This is a genomic window from Halobacillus seohaensis, from assembly GCF_042663045.1.
In the GTDB taxonomy this organism is placed as follows: domain Bacteria; phylum Bacillota; class Bacilli; order Bacillales; family Halobacillaceae; genus Halobacillus_A; species Halobacillus_A seohaensis.
Genome location: NZ_JBHSZV010000011.1, coordinates 111,859 through 127,809 on the forward strand (window position 1 = coordinate 111,859; position 15,951 = coordinate 127,809).

The following is a 15,951-nucleotide window of genomic DNA, read 5'->3' on the forward strand; positions in this document are numbered from 1 at the left end:
GCTTTTTAGATTTAAAGTTTAGAAATTATAAATCTAGAGTTGCATTTTTCTTGAAATGTTGAAGTAAGTCATACGCTTCGGTCGATTCAATAATGAGACTGCGATTTTCTGGTGGGACAAATCCAGACTCAATGGCGTAATCCATTAATTCAATAAGCGGTGTGTAGTATTCTTTAATATTAAATACTCCAATTGGTTTCTTATGAAGGCCTATTTGCGCCCAAGTTATCGTTTCAAACAATTCTTCAAATGTCCCGAATCCACCTGGTAAAGCTATAAAGCCGTCCGCTAAATAACTCATTTTTTCTTTTCTTTGATGCATCGTATCCACTTCAATGAATGAGGTCAGTCCAGGGTGTACAATTTCTTTTTCAAATAAAGGGGTAGGCATGACACCGATCACACGACCTCCTTCTTGTAAGATTGCATCGGCTAATTCACCCATAAGCCCACTATTCGCTCCTCCGTAAACCAATTCAATATCTTTTTCTGCAAAAGCTTTTCCTAATTTTTTTGTCTGTTCAACGAAAACCGGATCGTGTCCTGTACTAGATCCTGCGAAAACACTAATTCGTTTCACTATAATAATGCCTCCTTTATTGTTTAAAAGCGTTTATACGAGTTTTATAAAAAACTAAACACGCCTCCCTCTATTATAAGGAAGACGTGCTGAACTATGACAATTATTCGCTATAAACGCTTCGTATTACATTCGTTTGGGAACGGTCAGGGCCAACGGAAAAGATTGATAGAGGAATGCCTGTCAGCTGAGACACACGCTCTAAATAATTTCTCGCGTTAACTGGAAGCTCGTGTAAAGACTTAACACCAGTAATATCTTCTTCCCATCCCGGCATTTCTTCATACATAGGCTCACATTCAGCCAATACTTTAAGACTTGCTGGGAACTCTTTCATTATTTCACCTTTATATTTATAGGCGGTACAAATTTTTAGAGTATCAATTCCCGTAAGTACGTCAATAGAGTTAAGTGACAAATCGGTAATTCCACTCACGCGTCGCGCATGTCGAACTACAACACTGTCAAACCAGCCGACACGGCGTGGACGACCTGTTGTGGTACCATACTCACGACCCACTTCACGGATTTGATCGCCCGTCTCGTTTTCTAATTCAGTCGGGAAAGGTCCATCTCCAACTCGAGTTGTATAGGCTTTTGAAACACCGACCACGTGTTTAATTTTTGAAGGACCAACGCCTGAACCGATCGTTACTCCCCCAGCAATTGGGTTAGAAGAGGTAACGAAAGGGTATGTACCTTGGTCAATATCGAGCATTACACCTTGAGCTCCTTCAAATAGAACACGACGGCCTTCATCTAAACTATCGTTAAGTACGACCGAAGTATCACACACATACTTTTTAATTTGTTGGCCATACTCGTAATATTCTTCTAAAATTTCTTCTACTGTGAATGGAGTGGTTTCATATACTTTTTCAAATAAACGGTTCTTTTCAGTTACGTTTTGTTCTAATTTCTCACGGAAGTCTTCCTTATCCATGAGATCGGCGATTCGAATACCTGTGCGCGCAGCTTTATCCATGTAAGCTGGGCCAATTCCTTTTTTCGTTGTACCGATTTTGTTTGCACCTTTTTCCTCTTCCTGTAGTTCGTCTAACTTTAAGTGATATGGAAGAATAATATGAGCGCGATTACTAATTCGCAGGTTATCCGTGGATACCCCTTTATCATGTAAGTACTGTAATTCTTCTAGTAAGGCTTTTGGGTCAATGACCATGCCATTCCCTAAAACACAATCTTTATCGTCAAAAAAGATTCCTGATGGAATTAAGTGCAATTTATACGTCACACCATCAAATTTAATCGTATGCCCCGCATTATTTCCACCTTGATAACGAGCAACTACTTCGGCATTTTGTGATAGAAAATCGGTAATTTTACCTTTACCTTCGTCGCCCCACTGGGTTCCGACTACTACTACTGAAGACATAAGGCACCTCCGCCTGAAAATTTACTTTTTCCTTTAGTCCACCGTCATTTTATCAATTTTACAACAATTCGTCAACGCAAATTCCGAACATTAATTTTTAAATTACAAATAATGTTCGATTTATTAAATGTCCCAAAATACTTATTATTACTTATTATAACTTAAAACACTTGATTTTATTCGCTTCATTACTTAAAATGACTTATATAATAGAAAACAGGATGGTGGATTTGCTGTGTATCAAGAAGAACGACTGATCGAAATAATGAACTATTTAAACCAGACAAGAAGAATATCAGTTGATAAGATCTGTGAGTTATTCGAGGTTTCCAGAGATACCGCCCGTAGAGATCTCGTTAAACTTGAAGAGAGCCGGTCCATCGTACGCACACGTGGGGGAGCTATTTTACCTTCTAGTCATAATGAAGTAAAAGACTACTCTAACCGATTACAAACTGTTTCTGAAGAGAAGTTGGCAATTGGTCGGACAGCCGCTTCGCTCATTCGTAACGGAGATGCAATCATTCTTGATGCCTCAACGACTGTACAGTCTTGCGCTACTCAATTAGATGATCTTGATTGTACAGTCATAACGAATTCCATCCATATTGCTGATATATTATCGAATAACCAAAATACACACATTCATTTATTAGGTGGCCAATTGCATAAAGAACATCGGTTTTTATACGGGACTTCTGTCATTGATCGTCTTGCCAAATATCGAGTCGATCATGCATTTATCGGTGTCGTTGGTATTTCAGAGCACGGATTAACGATCGCCCATGAGGAAGATGGCATGGTGAAGAGAAAAATGATACAGCAAGCCAAACAAGTAACTGTATTAGCAGACCATACCAAGATCGCTGTGACTGATTTTTATCAGTATGCCGAGCTAGGAGATGTCGACCTGTTAATCACTGATCAGACACCCGATCAGCCATTTCAAGAGTTATTAGCTGCTCATCAAGTTGAGTTGCTTGTGACAGAGGAGGAATAACAATATGAAAATGATTGCGATTGACTTAGATGGAACGTTATTAAATAGTGAAAGTAGTATTAGTGAAGAAAATTTAGAAGCCATTAAACAAGCCCAAGCTTCTGGTGTTGAAGTCGTCGTTGCCACAGGACGAGCAGAATTTGACGTTCGAGAAGTTTTTAAGAAAACAGGGCTGTCTACTTGGGTCATTGGAGCTAACGGAGCAACCATTCACACTCCAGACGGAGAATTGTTCGATTCTGTTCCTATTGCCCCAAATGACGCTGCTGATATCCTAACCTGGCTTGATCAGGAAGACTTTTACTATGAAGTATTCAGTGATACTTCAATTTTGACGCCTGAAAAAGGAAGAGACTTATTAAATATTGAATTGGACCGGATTCGCAGTGCCAATCCAAAGGCGGACATGACTAAACTCGAGCAAGCTTTACAAAAGCAATTTGGCCAGACAGGTTTTGAACAGGTGGAATCTTACCGAGATATTCTACAGTCTGGATCCCCGCTTTATAACATACTTGCTTTTTCATTTGAAGAAGAAAAATTGGAGCAAGGCTGGAGAACATTTGAATCGTACGATAACCTGACCTTAGTCAGTTCAGCTATGCACAACTTTGAACTTGAACATAAACACGCCTCAAAAGGATTGGCACTTGAAAAGCTGGCGATACACCTAGGCCATCCTCTAAAAGACACAGGAGCTGTTGGGGATAGTCCCAATGATTTATCAATGCTTAAGGTAGTAGGGCATCGGGCTGCTATGGGAAACGCCCGAAAAGTTGTAATTGAGGCTTGTGATGTTGTAACCAAATCAAACGACGATCATGGAGTAGCTCATGTGATTGGGCAATGGTTAACCTAGTTTTCGTTCACTTATCTGGCGTAACTTCTTGTTGAGGGAGGCGTAACGGATCGTGATTGAATATATATAAAAGGACGCCCTGAGACTTTTTCAGTCTCAGGGCGTCCTTTTGGTTCATGAATAATTAAAAATCCCACCTACTTAGGCAGGTGGGACATCAGCATCACTATAGCGCCTGTCGAGGTCAACGAACTTGTTGTACTCCTTCACAAAGGCAAGTTCAACGTTGCCGACAGGACCATTACGCTGTTTTGATATAATAATTTCAATAATATTTTGATTCTCCGATTCCTGATCATAATAATCATCACGATATAAGAACCCAACAATATCCGCATCCTGCTCAATCGAACCGGATTCACGCAAGTCCGACATCATCGGACGCTTGTCCTGTCTGGATTCAACACCACGGGACAACTGGGATAAGGCAATCAATGGAACATTTAATTCACGGGCTAACCCTTTCAGTGAACGGGAAATCTCCGACACCTCTTGTTGACGGTTTTCCTTCGAATTAGCACTTCCTTGAATGAGCTGTAAATAGTCGATTAAAATCATACCAAGTCCATGTTCTTGCTTTAAACGACGGCATTTAGAACGAATTTCACTGACTCGAATACCTGGTGTATCATCAATGTAGATGCCAGCATTAGATAGGCTTCCCATTGCCATCGTCAACTTATTCCAGTCCTCAGATTCCATATGCCCTGTACGAAGCCGCTGAGCATCAATATTTCCCTCAGCACAAAGCATACGTGAGACAAGCTGATCCGCACCCATCTCCAAGCTGAAAATCGCGACGTTTTCATCGGAATTGACCGCAACGTTTTGAGCAATATTTAAGGCGAAAGCTGTTTTACCCATCGATGGTCGAGCAGCAATAATGATTAAGTCGTTTCGTTGAAAACCAGAGGTAATATGGTCAAGATCACGATAACCCGTTGGGATTCCTGTCGTGCTTCCATCACTATTGTGCAGATTTTCAATGTTGTCATATACATCAATCAGTACATCTTTTATACTCTTAAAAGCCCCAGAGTCTTTCCTTTGAGCAACTTCCAGAATATCTTTCTCAGCGGAATTTAGAACATCTTCAATTTGCTCTTCCTCAGCAAAACCACTGGTCACAATATTCGTAGCTGTACGAATAAGGCCGCGTAACGTAGATTTTTCATTAACAATTTTCGTGTAATAGGTGATATTCGCAGCTGTAGGTACCGAGTTTGCAATGTCACTTAAGTAGGAAACGCCTCCTACTTCTTCTATTACTTTATTATTCGATAAAGCAGTCGTTACAGTGACGAGGTCAATCGGCTCTCCTCGGTCAGACAATGTTAGCATCACTTCAAAAATCCGCTGATGGCTGGCCCGGTAAAAGTCGTCAGGTAGCAGGTATTCAGCAGCTGTTGACATTGCTTCAGGTTCCAGAAAAACCGCTCCAAGTACCGCCTGCTCAGCTTCAATATTATGGGGCGGTATACGGTCATTAAACATTTCACTCACAAGCTGTTTCCTCCTCTACCTGTGCAAAGGATCATTTATTTCTCTTCAATGTGAACGCGAATTGTTCCTGTAACTTCGTGGTGAAGCTTCACAGGTACATTCGTATAACCAAGGTTACGAATCGGTTCATCAAGTTCAATTTTACGTTTATCAATTTTAATATTATGAGACTTCTTCAGTTCTTCTGAAATCTGCTTACTTGTTATTGATCCAAACAGACGACCGTTATCCCCAGACTTTGCCATAAGTTTCACTTCTGTATTGGCAAGATGGTCTTTGAGTTGTTCTGCTTCTTTTTTCTCATCTTCTGCCAACTGCTCTTGCTTAGAATCTTTGGCTTGTTGTGCCTTTACGTTTCCACCCGTAGCTTCAACAGCTAAATCATGTTTTAAAAGGTAGTTACGTGCATAACCGTCCGATACGTTTTTAATTTCGCCTTTTTTACCTTTACCTTTAACATCTGCTTTAAATATTACTTTCATTCTTCTTCGCCTCCTCCAAAATACTCATCAATAATATCTTGCAATAACGCTTTTGCGTCTTCAATGGTAGTATCTTCTAGTTGAGTAGCAGCATTGGTTAAATGCCCGCCCCCATTCATTCGTTCCATAATAACTTGCACATTTACATCGCCAAGAGAACGAGCACTTATACCAATTCGTCCATCTTTCCGCTCTGATATAACAAAGGAACAGACGATACCTGTCATCGTTAGTAACGTGTCGGCGGCTTGTGCAATAATCACAGGCCCAAAGGATTCTCCGTGTTCGCCCGCAGAGATGGCAATACCATCACGGTAAATATTTGCCTTCTCAATAAGACGGCTACGTTTTACATACACATCCAAATCTTCCTTCATGAACTTTTGAACAAGTACAGTATCTGCCCCTTTAGATCGTAAATAAGAGGCCGCATCAAACGTCCGTGAGCCTGTCCTTAACGTAAACGCTTTGGTATCGACAATGATGCCTGATAGAAGCGATGTTGCTTCTAACATGGATAACTTCAATTTCTTTGGCTGGTACTCTAGCAATTCAGTTACTAGTTCAGCCGTGGAAGAAGCATAGGGCTCCATATAAACAAGCGTTGGATCTGAAATAAACTCTTCCGCCCGTCGGTGATGGTCAATGACCACAACATGTTCGGTTTTATTCAACAGCTTTTCCTCAATGACGAGGGAAGGCTTATGGGTATCTACAACTACGAGTAGTGTCTCGTTCGTTACGAGCTCCATTGCATCTTCTGGAGTGATAAAATTGGACCACAAATCCTCATCTTTTTCAATTTCTTCAATCATTCGCTGTACACCTGTATCGATATCATCTGTGTTTAAAACAATTGCTGCTTTCTTCTGATTGGCCTGAGCAATTTTTAAAATACCAACCGATGCCCCGATCGCATCCATATCTGGAGATTTGTGCCCCATGATTAGTACGCGCTCACTATCCTTTACGAGCTCTTTCATGGCGTGTGAAATAACACGAGCACGAACACGAGTGCGTTTCTCCATTGGATTCGTTTTTCCTCCATAGAAGCGGACTTTCCCTGTATCATCTTTTATCGCTACCTGATCGCCCCCGCGTCCAAGGGCCAAATCAAGACTTGACTGAGCAAGTTCCCCCAGTTCCGGTAAGCTGACTGGTCCAACTCCAATACCAAAACTTAAAGTCAGCGGGACGTTTTGATCAGTAATCAATTCACGAACCTCATCAAGAATCTCAAATTTCGAGGCTTCTAATGTGTCTAAAATTTCCTGGTTCATTACAGCTATAAAGCGTTCTTGTGACGTTCGTTTTAAATAAATCCCATAGTCATTTGCCCATTTATTTAAAATCGAGGTAACTTGAGAGTTGATTTGACTCTTAGCTGTATCATCCATGCCCTGAGTGATCTCCTCATAATTATCTAAGAAAATGATGGATAGCACGGTTTGTTCATTTTGATATAGATTGTGAATTTTCGTCTGGTTCGTTCGATCAAAGAAGTACAACAGGCGTTCTTTTCTTTTAACAAGGGTTTGCAGCTGATAGCCATCGAGCTCTAGCCACACTTCACTATGGTCTTCTTTAATATTTGAAATTAAATTCTCAGATAAGTCACTTAAAGGCTCACCGACAATCGTATCTTGACTCGTAAACTTGTTCATATAGGGGTTCGCCCATTCAATCTTAAAATCTTCACTATAGAGAACAATCCCAATCGGCATCTCTAATAGCGCCTCTTCCCCAACTTTTTTTACACGGTAGGAAAGGGTCGATATATATTCTTCCGTTTCATTAATCATATTTTGTTCCGTTCGAACACTATAAAAAATCGAACCTGCGAGAAATAGTGCCATGACCAACCCAAGCATCCACTGGTAGTACCAGATAAACCCGAGAAGCAGTATAGATATAGTATAGATAACCCATAAATGTCCACTCATAGTTGGTTTTTTAAAAATGTTCGGCATGTTATTCAGCTCCTGCCATCCTTATACAAGCGATCTTTATTTCTTCGACTGCAGACGTTCTCTCAACGAGAATCCTAAGTCAATTATACCTAAAATCCGCACAAGATACATTAGAATTGTTGGGAAAAGTATCGAACCCACTATTGCTAGGATCGGTAACGCCTTGGACTTCTCTTTTACATACGAATAATAGAAAATAAAAGCGAAGCCTTGCAATATTAAAAATGTCCCAGTCAATGTGAACACATTGATCGCTGCTAAATACCAAATATCATTACTTTCCGAAAGAATGTACGTGAATATTAACGAAAAGAAATAATACCATAACATAGAAACTGGAAGGGTAAAGTTACGAAAAGGTGAGAAGTGGAAACTTTTCCCTTCTACACGATTAATCACTTTATAACTCAGCCATTGGCTCAAAAATGCAAACACTATACCCATGATCGCTATAATGCTAGGTAAGTAGTCCGGCAAAGTCTCTACTTGTTCCTCAAACCCGTCTAGCTGTTGTTGAACATCAGCTCCGCCGCCAATAGCCCCCATCATTCCTTCTGTCATAGAGAAAGCTTCCCTAAGAGCCATTCGGATTTCCTCAGCCCAGTTCATCCCAAAGAAAAGCTGGGAGATCAAGTAAACTGATACTAGGCCAATAATGAACCCAAGGGAACCAGCCGCCCACGTTTCATACGGTGTGCGCTTTTTGTGCATTGCTCCTCCCACAAATAACCCACCGATTCCTGCCAAGATTGTAGCTGGTAAAGAGAACACAGTTGCAAATAATAGCGTGAAAATCATACTCGCTATAAGTACAAGTATTCCCGACTTCCAACCGTGTCGATAACTGTAAAAAATAAACGGGATCGGTAAAACAAATAAGAAGAAGGAGCCGATAATAGGAGTAAATAGAATTATCAACAACAATAGCAGATAAGACCCAGTCATTAAAGCCCCTTCAGTAATTTTTCTTGTATCATTCATATATCTACTGCACCTCATTCAACGTATCTATGCTAGCTTAACTATTTTAACATAAGACGGTACATTTCATCTTGTCTCAGCATTTCAATTTGTGACCTTTTGTCTGAATCCAGCTAGTTTGGTATGATAGGTGAAACTATTAGAACTTAGGAGGCTCACTCATGCGCACAGATTATCATGTTCATATGGCAGAAACAGGCGATTTATCCGTAGATTACTTACGTACATACATCGAAAAAGCAAAACGCGAGGGAATTAAAGAGCTCGGCATTTCTGAGCACGCCTACTTTTTCCAAGAAACGAGAGACATTCTTTCAAACCCATGGGTCGAAAATCGAAGAACCCTTGATTTCAAAACCTATCAACAAATGTTTGATGTGGCAAACGAGGCAGGACTTCCTATTAAGATGGGGATAGAGATGGATTATATGCCTGGTAAAGAAGCAGAAATGAAAGCATTTATCGATGCCCATCCTTTTGATTATGTAATTGGTTCCGTCCACTGGATTGATGAGTGGGGTATTGATTTAGCTATTTACCGCGAAGAATATGAAAAAAGAGATTTACATGAAGTGTATCGCCAATATTTTGATAGAGTAGTTACACTTGCGGAATCCGGGTTGTTCGATTTTGTCGGACATATCGATGTGATTAAAGTATTCGGTTACCGCCCTAATGATCGTGAGTTTTTATTAGAACAGTACGAGCGTGCAGCTAACGCGCTAGCTAAAACTGGGACATGTATTGAAATTAGTACTGCTGGACTACGTAAACCTGTAGGGGAAATGTATCCTGATCCTGACTTTCTTCGTATCTGTAAGGAAAAGGGGATTGGCATCGTACTTTGCTCAGACGCTCATAAACCAGATCACATTGGCTATGCGTATGAGGATGCCATTGAGTTTGCTCGTTCTGTTGGTTATGATGAGGTCCATGTTTTCACACAGCGCAAAGCTCATGTAGAGAAAATTGATTAAGTCGAGGAAACACATTATGCGCGGTTTTGAGTAACTTATCGCGCATTGCCATTGCAACACCAAAAAACCCGCTCCTTCCGAATTACGGAAAGAGCGGGTTTTCTAATGTTCATTCTAAAGCCTTTATAACGTTAAACATTGCACTTGTTTAATTTCATCTACTCCTGACAGCTGGTCCTGACAATCGCCTTCTACTGCCTTATCAACCGTCAATACCATCACAGCTTCTCCACCTTGATTCGTACGACCTACCTGCATCGTCGCGATGTTTACATGATAGTCTGCTAGCAAGCTACCAACACGGCCGATTGCGCCAGGCTGATCATTGTGGTGAATAACGATTAAATGCCCCTCAGGGACCACATCAATTGAATAATCATCGAGTTTAACAATTCTAGCTCCAAGCCCGTTTAATAATGTGCCTGAGATCGTTCGTTTCTCCTGATCTGTTTCAATTTCAATGGTTACTAAGTTCGTAAATCCTTTGGTCGATGTAGACTTCTGCTCATTTATGACGATCCCCTTATCAGAAGCCGTCTTATAAGCGTTCACGTCATTAACACGTTCGCCAATGTAACGTTTGAGAATACCTTTCACAGAAATTCTAGTTAAAGGTGTCGTTTCTACATCAAGTAGATCACCTGAGTAATAGACGTTTATTTTCTCAAGTGCTCCCTCAGTTACATTGGATAAAAAGCTTCCGAGTTTTTCAGAAAGGACAAAATATGGGGATAGTTTTTCCATTTTTTCAGCCGATACAGATGGCATATTAACAGGGTGCTTCACAGCTCCACCGCGAAGTACATCCATCACATCTAGACTGACGTCTGTTGCGACATTTTCTTGTGCTTCCACCGTACTTGCCCCTAAGTGTGGCGTAGCAATGACTTCATCTAAAGATAACAGTGGATGATCGATAGCTGGTTCTTCTTCAAAGACATCTAGTGCCGCTCCAGCAATTTTCCCTTTTTCAATCGCTTCATACAAGGCATCCTCTTCAATAAGTCCACCGCGGGCACAGTTCAGGATACGAGCGCCAGGCTTCATTAATTGAATGGTTTCTTTGTTAATCATATGCTTCGTCTTATCAATCAGAGGAGTGTGTAACGTTAAGAAATCTGCCTGTTGTAGGACTTCTTCCAACGTTCCATACTGAACCCCAGCTTTATCCGCTTTCTCTTCAGTTAAAAATGGATCAAAAGCAATCACATTCATACGGTGACTTTTCGCCCGTTGAGCTACTTCAGCACCGATTCTGCCAAAACCGACAATGCCTAACGTTTTACCTTTTAACTCGACACCGACATATTTTTTGCGTTCCCAACGGTTTTGCTTAAGCTGATGATAAGCTTGGGGAATATTACGAGCAAGTGACATAAGCATCGCCATGGTATGTTCCGCTGTAGAAATGGTATTCCCGTCCGGGGCATTTACGACAACTATTCCGTGATCGGTCGCTGCATCTAGATCAATATTATCAACACCAACCCCGGCTCGTCCGATCACTTTTAATTGTGTAGCATGCTCAATAACTTCTCTCGTTACTTGGGTCTGACTTCGGACGATCAACGCATCACTCGTACTGATTTCTTTCAACAATTCCTCATAGGATAAGGAAGCATCCATCACCGCTTCAATATCTGAAGCTTCAAGTAACGGACGCACTCCATCTTCACTTAACGGATCGCTTATTAGTACACGGTACATTTCTAGTCCAACTCCTTTGTTGCTTGTAAATAAGCATCCTGGGCTGCGGCTGTTCCAGAGCCCGGTTCAAATTCATGTCCAAGACGTCTTAAAACAATTTCTAAAATACTTACATATTGGAGAACATTGGCCGGACGGGAATAACCCATATGACCGATTCGGAAAATTTCACCTTTTAAGTGTTTCTGGCCACCTGCCGTCATTAAGCCAAATTCTTGATTGGCAACTTTACGGAAAGATTCTGCTTCAAACGTTTGCGGTCGTATAGAGGTAACTGTTGGAGAAGCTGCCTCATCCGATACGAATAAAGGTAGATTTAACCCACGACAAGCTGCTCGTGTCATCTCCCTCATCACCCGATGTCGTTCATGCACTTGTTCCAATCCTTCACCCTCAATTAAGTCAAGGACTTCCTGTAAACCAAATAATAGAGATAATGCCGGAGTAAATGGCGTTTGTCCTGCATCTAAACTCTTCTTGAAACTTCTTAAATCTAAGTAAAACCGCGGTCTAGGATTGTCATTAATAATGCTCCATGCTTGGTCACTTACAGCAACGAAAGCTAGCCCAGCCGGCAACATCATTGCTTTTTGCGATCCCGAAACTAAGAGATCGATTCCAGCACCATCCATATCGATCGGAGTACCACCAATTGAAGAAACCCCATCAACGATCACAAGCGCTTCACTATCCTGGTGGACCTTTTGAGCAATCTGTTCTACAGGATGCATCGCACCTGTGGAAGTTTCACAATGGGTAACAAAAACAGCCTTCACATTAGGATGGGCTTGTATTTGCTCTTCTACTGCCGCTACCTCTACTGCGCTTCCCCACTCTACATCAATACGATGAATCTTTAACTCATACGTTTCACAAATTTTTGCAAAACGATCTCCAAAGGCTCCTGCTACGACAACAACTACCTCGTCTCCAGGCGATGTGGTATTGACAACTGCAGCTTCAAGAGCTGAAGTTCCACTACTCGAAAGAACAAGCACATCTCCAGAAGTACCAAATATTGGCTTTAACCTTGGAGCAATATTTTCTAATAATTCTTTACATTTTTGTCCTCTATGGCCGATCATTGGCTGAATCATCGCCCGTTCTACACTAGGCGGTATCGGTGTTGGACCAGGCGTATGCAATAACTCCCACTCACGATTCATCGTTTACAGTCCCTCCTGTTCATTCTACACACACAAACTCTCTTATAGGGTAGAAAAATTTTGATATTCCTTTATCCTATCAAATGAACTGCTATTGTCAATGTAATTAAAACTTTCTGAATAAAACATTTTTTTCTTTTTTTTCTTTAAGTGAAACACTGTAACTATTTCTAGTAATCTGTATAATAAGGAGGGTATTTATTTTTAGAAAATTTGAAATTTGGGGGAGATTGTATTGAGAAAACACAAAGCCTTATGGTTAATGTTTGCTTTGATGCTTTCACTTTTCCTCGCAGCTTGTAGTGGCGGCGATGATAGTGAATCATCTAACGAATCAGATGGAGGAGAAAGCGAAAGTGAAAGTGAGAGCGAAAGTTCAGAAAGCAGTGCTTCACAAGATATAACAGTTTCTGCTAAAAGTGAAATATCTAGCATGGATCCTTCATTAATTACAGATACTGTAGGATTCCAATGGGCTGGTGAAACACTAGAAGGACTTTATCGTTTGGATAGTGACGGAAACCTATCACCAGGTATCGCAACTGATAGTTCTGTAAGTGAAGATGGACTCACTTGGACATTTGACTTACGTGAAGACGCCGAATGGTCTAACGGCGACCCCGTAACAGCAAATGATTTCGTTTACGCTTGGCAACGTGCGGTGAACCCGGACATTGGCTCCGAGTACGGCCCTTACTTCTTAGGTGGAGTTATTAAAAATGCCCAAGCTATTTCTGAAGGTGAAGCAGAGCTGGACGAGCTTGGTGCTACAGCCGTCGATGATCATACATTAGAAGTTGCATTAGAACAACCTGTACCATACTTTGAATCAATGACTGTATTCGTAACATTTATGCCTCTTAACCAGAGCTTCGTTGAAGAACACGGCGAAAACTTCGGTACAGAAGCAGAATATACATTGTCAAACGGACCTTTTGAAATGACAGATTGGAGTCATGCAGAAGGATGGACAGTTGAAAAAAATGATAGTTACTGGGATGCAGAGACTGTACAGTTAGAATCCATTTCAGCACAAGTAATTAAAGAAATTTCCACCGGCGTTAACTTATATGAATCTGGCGAGCTCGACCAAACTGAACTTAATGCTGAATTCGTGGACGAGTATGCTACAACTGAAGATTTCAATATAGCTGAAAAGCCATACTTGTATTTCTTGAAGTTTAATCAAGATGCCAACGAAGCTTTAGCTAACGTTGATGCACGTAAAGCTATTTCCATGGCTATTGACCGTCAAAGCCTTGTTGACGTTATTTTAAATGATGGTTCAGTTCCTGCTGAAGGTTATGTTCCATCAAACTTTGTAAACATGCCTGATAGTGATGAAGATTTCCGTGATGCTCAAGGCCCTCTTGTTGAACACAATGTAGAGAAAGCGAAAGAGCACTGGGCTGCAGCACTTGAGGAGCTAGGCACTGACTCAGTGGAAATCGAACTTCTAGGCGATGACACGGGCACATCTAGTAACGTTCTAGCTTATTACAAAAACCAGCTAGAAAAAAATCTTGAAGGCTTAACGATCAATATTTTGGAAGTTCCATTTAACGAACGTGTTGAGCGTGACCAAAACTCAGAATTTGAGATCGAAGCGGCAACATGGGGACCAGACTACGTGGATCCAAACACGTACATGGATATGTATTTAACAGGTGGTCAAAACAACAACATGAATTATTCTAGTGATGAGTATGACCAACTGATTGAACAAGCAGGCAGCGAATATGCTCAGGATCCTGAAAAGCGTTTTGAAAACTTCCTAGAAGCGGAAAGACTACTTCTAGAAGAAGATGCAGCGGTAGCGCCGATTTATCAAGATTCAAAAGCGCAACTATTCAGACCCTCAATTAAAGGCGTATTTACAACAGCTACTGGGCCAGAACTTGAATTCAAGTGGGCTTCTGTAGAAGAATAATTAGACACGGCAAGTAGTTGTACCCACGAGGTACAAACATTAGTAAAAGTAGGATTGAATTGTAATACAATTCAATCCTACTTTTTTATTGTCATAACAAGACCTTGGATACAAAAAAAGAGACAATTCCTTGGCGGGAAATCTCATTTCAGCTGAGCAGGGGAAGTTAGCACGCAATTGGTAGCTTTGATTGAACGGGAAGCTCTGCTCACTTTCCGCGGACGAACCCGACAAGTCTCGCGGCCCCCCTACAAAATTCTCCGTGACTCCTACCTATTACGTCCTTATTCTTATGGAGGCCACTGAACTTTACAAAGAATAAAACAAGGGGACAACCTTTATAAATCGCATATGATTTGGTCTTTTATTTTCCTCTTATATATCAATGGTTATTGGATAATCACACTTGGATTATCATACAATATCGCAACCCAAATAACAGAATGACAATAGCTGTTGTTCAACGTGCTAATTACTACGTTAATTGGTATGCTATTTGTGAAAACTCGATTTCTAGATTGTGTGGCTGTTCCGTCATCGGTAGGAGGAGAAGGTGGTCGGGGAAATAACTTGCTTTCCGTGGGCGTACGGTGAGCCTCCTTGGACTTCGTCCTGCGGGGTCTCACCATGTCCTCTAATCCCACAGGAGTCACGTCATTTCCCCGCCCCCCCTTGCCATGAAGAAGAGGGACGGAACATCAATGAATCTTAGAAGTTGGCACGTAGCCATTGATATAAGAGCATGCTCATCCTCTATTTTCCGTTCCTTGCCAAACTTCATACGGCAAACGGACCTTCTTGTTATTAAACAATTTGGAGCTAAAGCTGCACTGTTGCTATCGCTTATTGTGCTAACAGACAGTTATCTGTAAGACTTAATTCCGAGGTGATTGTGTAGAGAAAGGGGAGGTGGGGAAGGAGTCGCTTGCCATATGTTGCTATCGAAATCGTGCTATTCTACCGTCCCTGTTAAAGAATGAGATATCTGACATAACACCAATCGAATCCTGATGCAGACCAGGGTATATGGCCTTCACACAGATCTATTGAGTTATTAGATAAGTTGTTAAAAATCGGGTGTGATAGCGTGTTTATATGAAGGGTAGGAGCTTACCTGGTGTGTTTTCCTACCATCACCACATCTCCTTGTGAAGACCGTTTCTGAATTTATAGTACAGATCAATAATGACAGATGTGGATCAATTTCATGGGACAAGTAGATCATTTCAATGGCAATATTCACACAGCACCCCGATTTTCATAAAGAGGGTTCCGTTCCACTCTTCATAGTTATGGGGGATGGGAAACGGGGAGATTCCCAATCCCCCCATTCGATGTGTGAGAAACGAATCCCTTTCCCAGAAGGACTATCTTCCACTATCCGTGTTCTATTGCAATGAACC

General features: G+C 41.2%; 13 protein-coding genes. 5 read left to right on the top strand and 8 right to left on the bottom strand.

The genetic code is table 11. The annotated features are described in order from the left end of the window. Nucleotides 1-25 precede the first annotated feature (25 nt). Both ACFQIC_RS04360 and ACFQIC_RS04365 read right to left on the bottom strand, forming a co-directional pair. The gene (locus ACFQIC_RS04360; protein WP_204708820.1) at nucleotides 26-580 is read right to left on the bottom strand and encodes an LOG family protein; all 555 of its coding nucleotides are present in this window, start codon (nucleotides 578-580) and stop codon (nucleotides 26-28) included. Between the two features lie 103 nt (nucleotides 581-683). Next, on the bottom strand, nucleotides 684-1,973 hold the full coding sequence (locus tag ACFQIC_RS04365) for an adenylosuccinate synthase (RefSeq protein ID WP_204708819.1): 1,290 nt from the start codon (nucleotides 1,971-1,973) through the stop codon (nucleotides 684-686). Between the two features lie 235 nt (nucleotides 1,974-2,208). Here ACFQIC_RS04365 and ACFQIC_RS04370 point away from each other — a divergent pair, with 235 nt between their 5' ends. Beyond that, on the top strand, nucleotides 2,209-2,973 hold the full coding sequence (locus ACFQIC_RS04370) for a DeoR/GlpR family DNA-binding transcription regulator (RefSeq protein WP_204708818.1): 765 nt from the start codon (nucleotides 2,209-2,211) through the stop codon (nucleotides 2,971-2,973). A 4-nt stretch (nucleotides 2,974-2,977) separates the two neighbouring features. Further along, nucleotides 2,978-3,832 carry a Cof-type HAD-IIB family hydrolase gene (locus ACFQIC_RS04375; protein ID WP_204708817.1) on the top strand — a complete coding sequence of 285 codons (855 nt, stop codon included), beginning with the start codon at nucleotides 2,978-2,980 and terminating at the stop codon, nucleotides 3,830-3,832. 141 nt (nucleotides 3,833-3,973) lie between these two features. Here ACFQIC_RS04375 and dnaB read toward each other — a convergent pair whose 3' ends face one another. The 4 genes from dnaB to ACFQIC_RS04395 are packed head-to-tail and all read right to left on the bottom strand — an operon-like array spanning nucleotide 3,974 to nucleotide 8,768. Further along, nucleotides 3,974-5,335 (bottom strand): replicative DNA helicase, encoded by a 1,362-nt coding sequence (dnaB, locus tag ACFQIC_RS04380; protein WP_204708816.1) that lies wholly within the window; start codon nucleotides 5,333-5,335, stop codon nucleotides 3,974-3,976. 35 nt (nucleotides 5,336-5,370) lie between these two features. Beyond that, entirely contained in the window at nucleotides 5,371-5,817 is a 447-nt protein-coding gene (gene rplI, locus ACFQIC_RS04385) for a 50S ribosomal protein L9 (protein ID WP_204708815.1), read from the bottom strand. Further along, nucleotides 5,814-7,787: a DHH family phosphoesterase gene (locus ACFQIC_RS04390; RefSeq protein WP_204708814.1), complete on the bottom strand. Its 1,974-nt coding sequence runs from the start codon at nucleotides 7,785-7,787 to the stop codon at nucleotides 5,814-5,816. The genes rplI and ACFQIC_RS04390 overlap by 4 nt, the downstream gene beginning before the upstream one ends. A 36-nt stretch (nucleotides 7,788-7,823) precedes the next feature. Next, the gene (locus tag ACFQIC_RS04395) at nucleotides 7,824-8,768 is read right to left on the bottom strand and encodes a YybS family protein (protein ID WP_204708813.1); all 945 of its coding nucleotides are present in this window, start codon (nucleotides 8,766-8,768) and stop codon (nucleotides 7,824-7,826) included. 161 nt (nucleotides 8,769-8,929) lie between these two features. Here ACFQIC_RS04395 and ACFQIC_RS04400 point away from each other — a divergent pair, with 161 nt between their 5' ends. Further along, entirely contained in the window at nucleotides 8,930-9,745 is an 816-nt protein-coding gene (locus ACFQIC_RS04400; protein ID WP_204708812.1) for a histidinol-phosphatase HisJ family protein, read from the top strand. Between the two features lie 123 nt (nucleotides 9,746-9,868). Here the strand turns inward: ACFQIC_RS04400 and serA are convergent, their stop codons facing one another. Together serA and ACFQIC_RS04410 are read right to left on the bottom strand one after the other, a co-directional pair. Further along, nucleotides 9,869-11,452 (bottom strand): phosphoglycerate dehydrogenase, encoded by a 1,584-nt coding sequence (gene serA / locus ACFQIC_RS04405; protein ID WP_204708811.1) that lies wholly within the window; start codon nucleotides 11,450-11,452, stop codon nucleotides 9,869-9,871. A 2-nt stretch (nucleotides 11,453-11,454) separates the two neighbouring features. Then, nucleotides 11,455-12,618, bottom strand: coding sequence for a pyridoxal-phosphate-dependent aminotransferase family protein (locus ACFQIC_RS04410; protein WP_204708810.1), 1,164 nt, complete (start codon nucleotides 12,616-12,618; stop codon nucleotides 11,455-11,457). Nucleotides 12,619-12,853: 235 nt separating this feature from the next. Here ACFQIC_RS04410 and ACFQIC_RS04415 point away from each other — a divergent pair, with 235 nt between their 5' ends. After that, nucleotides 12,854-14,548 carry a peptide ABC transporter substrate-binding protein gene (locus ACFQIC_RS04415; protein WP_390216963.1) on the top strand — a complete coding sequence of 565 codons (1,695 nt, stop codon included), beginning with the start codon at nucleotides 12,854-12,856 and terminating at the stop codon, nucleotides 14,546-14,548. A gap of 701 nt (nucleotides 14,549-15,249) precedes the next feature. Then, nucleotides 15,250-15,420 (top strand): hypothetical protein, encoded by a 171-nt coding sequence (locus tag ACFQIC_RS04420; protein ID WP_204708809.1) that lies wholly within the window; start codon nucleotides 15,250-15,252, stop codon nucleotides 15,418-15,420. Nucleotides 15,421-15,951 lie beyond the last annotated feature (531 nt).

Coding starts and splice junctions, on each gene's coding strand:
- ACFQIC_RS04365 (WP_204708819.1), bottom strand. CDS start 1,973: ATGTCTTCAGTAGTAGTAGTCGGAACCCAGTGGGGCGACGAAGGTAAA.
- ACFQIC_RS04375 (WP_204708817.1), top strand. CDS start 2,978: ATGAAAATGATTGCGATTGACTTAGATGGAACGTTATTAAATAGTGAA.
- rplI (WP_204708815.1), bottom strand. CDS start 5,817: ATGAAAGTAATATTTAAAGCAGATGTTAAAGGTAAAGGTAAAAAAGGC.
- ACFQIC_RS04390 (WP_204708814.1), bottom strand. CDS start 7,787: ATGCCGAACATTTTTAAAAAACCAACTATGAGTGGACATTTATGGGTT.
- ACFQIC_RS04395 (WP_204708813.1), bottom strand. CDS start 8,768: ATGAATGATACAAGAAAAATTACTGAAGGGGCTTTAATGACTGGGTCT.
- ACFQIC_RS04400 (WP_204708812.1), top strand. CDS start 8,930: ATGCGCACAGATTATCATGTTCATATGGCAGAAACAGGCGATTTATCC.
- serA (WP_204708811.1), bottom strand. CDS start 11,452: ATGTACCGTGTACTAATAAGCGATCCGTTAAGTGAAGATGGAGTGCGT.
- ACFQIC_RS04410 (WP_204708810.1), bottom strand. CDS start 12,618: ATGAATCGTGAGTGGGAGTTATTGCATACGCCTGGTCCAACACCGATA.
- ACFQIC_RS04420 (WP_204708809.1), top strand. CDS start 15,250: ATGAATCTTAGAAGTTGGCACGTAGCCATTGATATAAGAGCATGCTCA.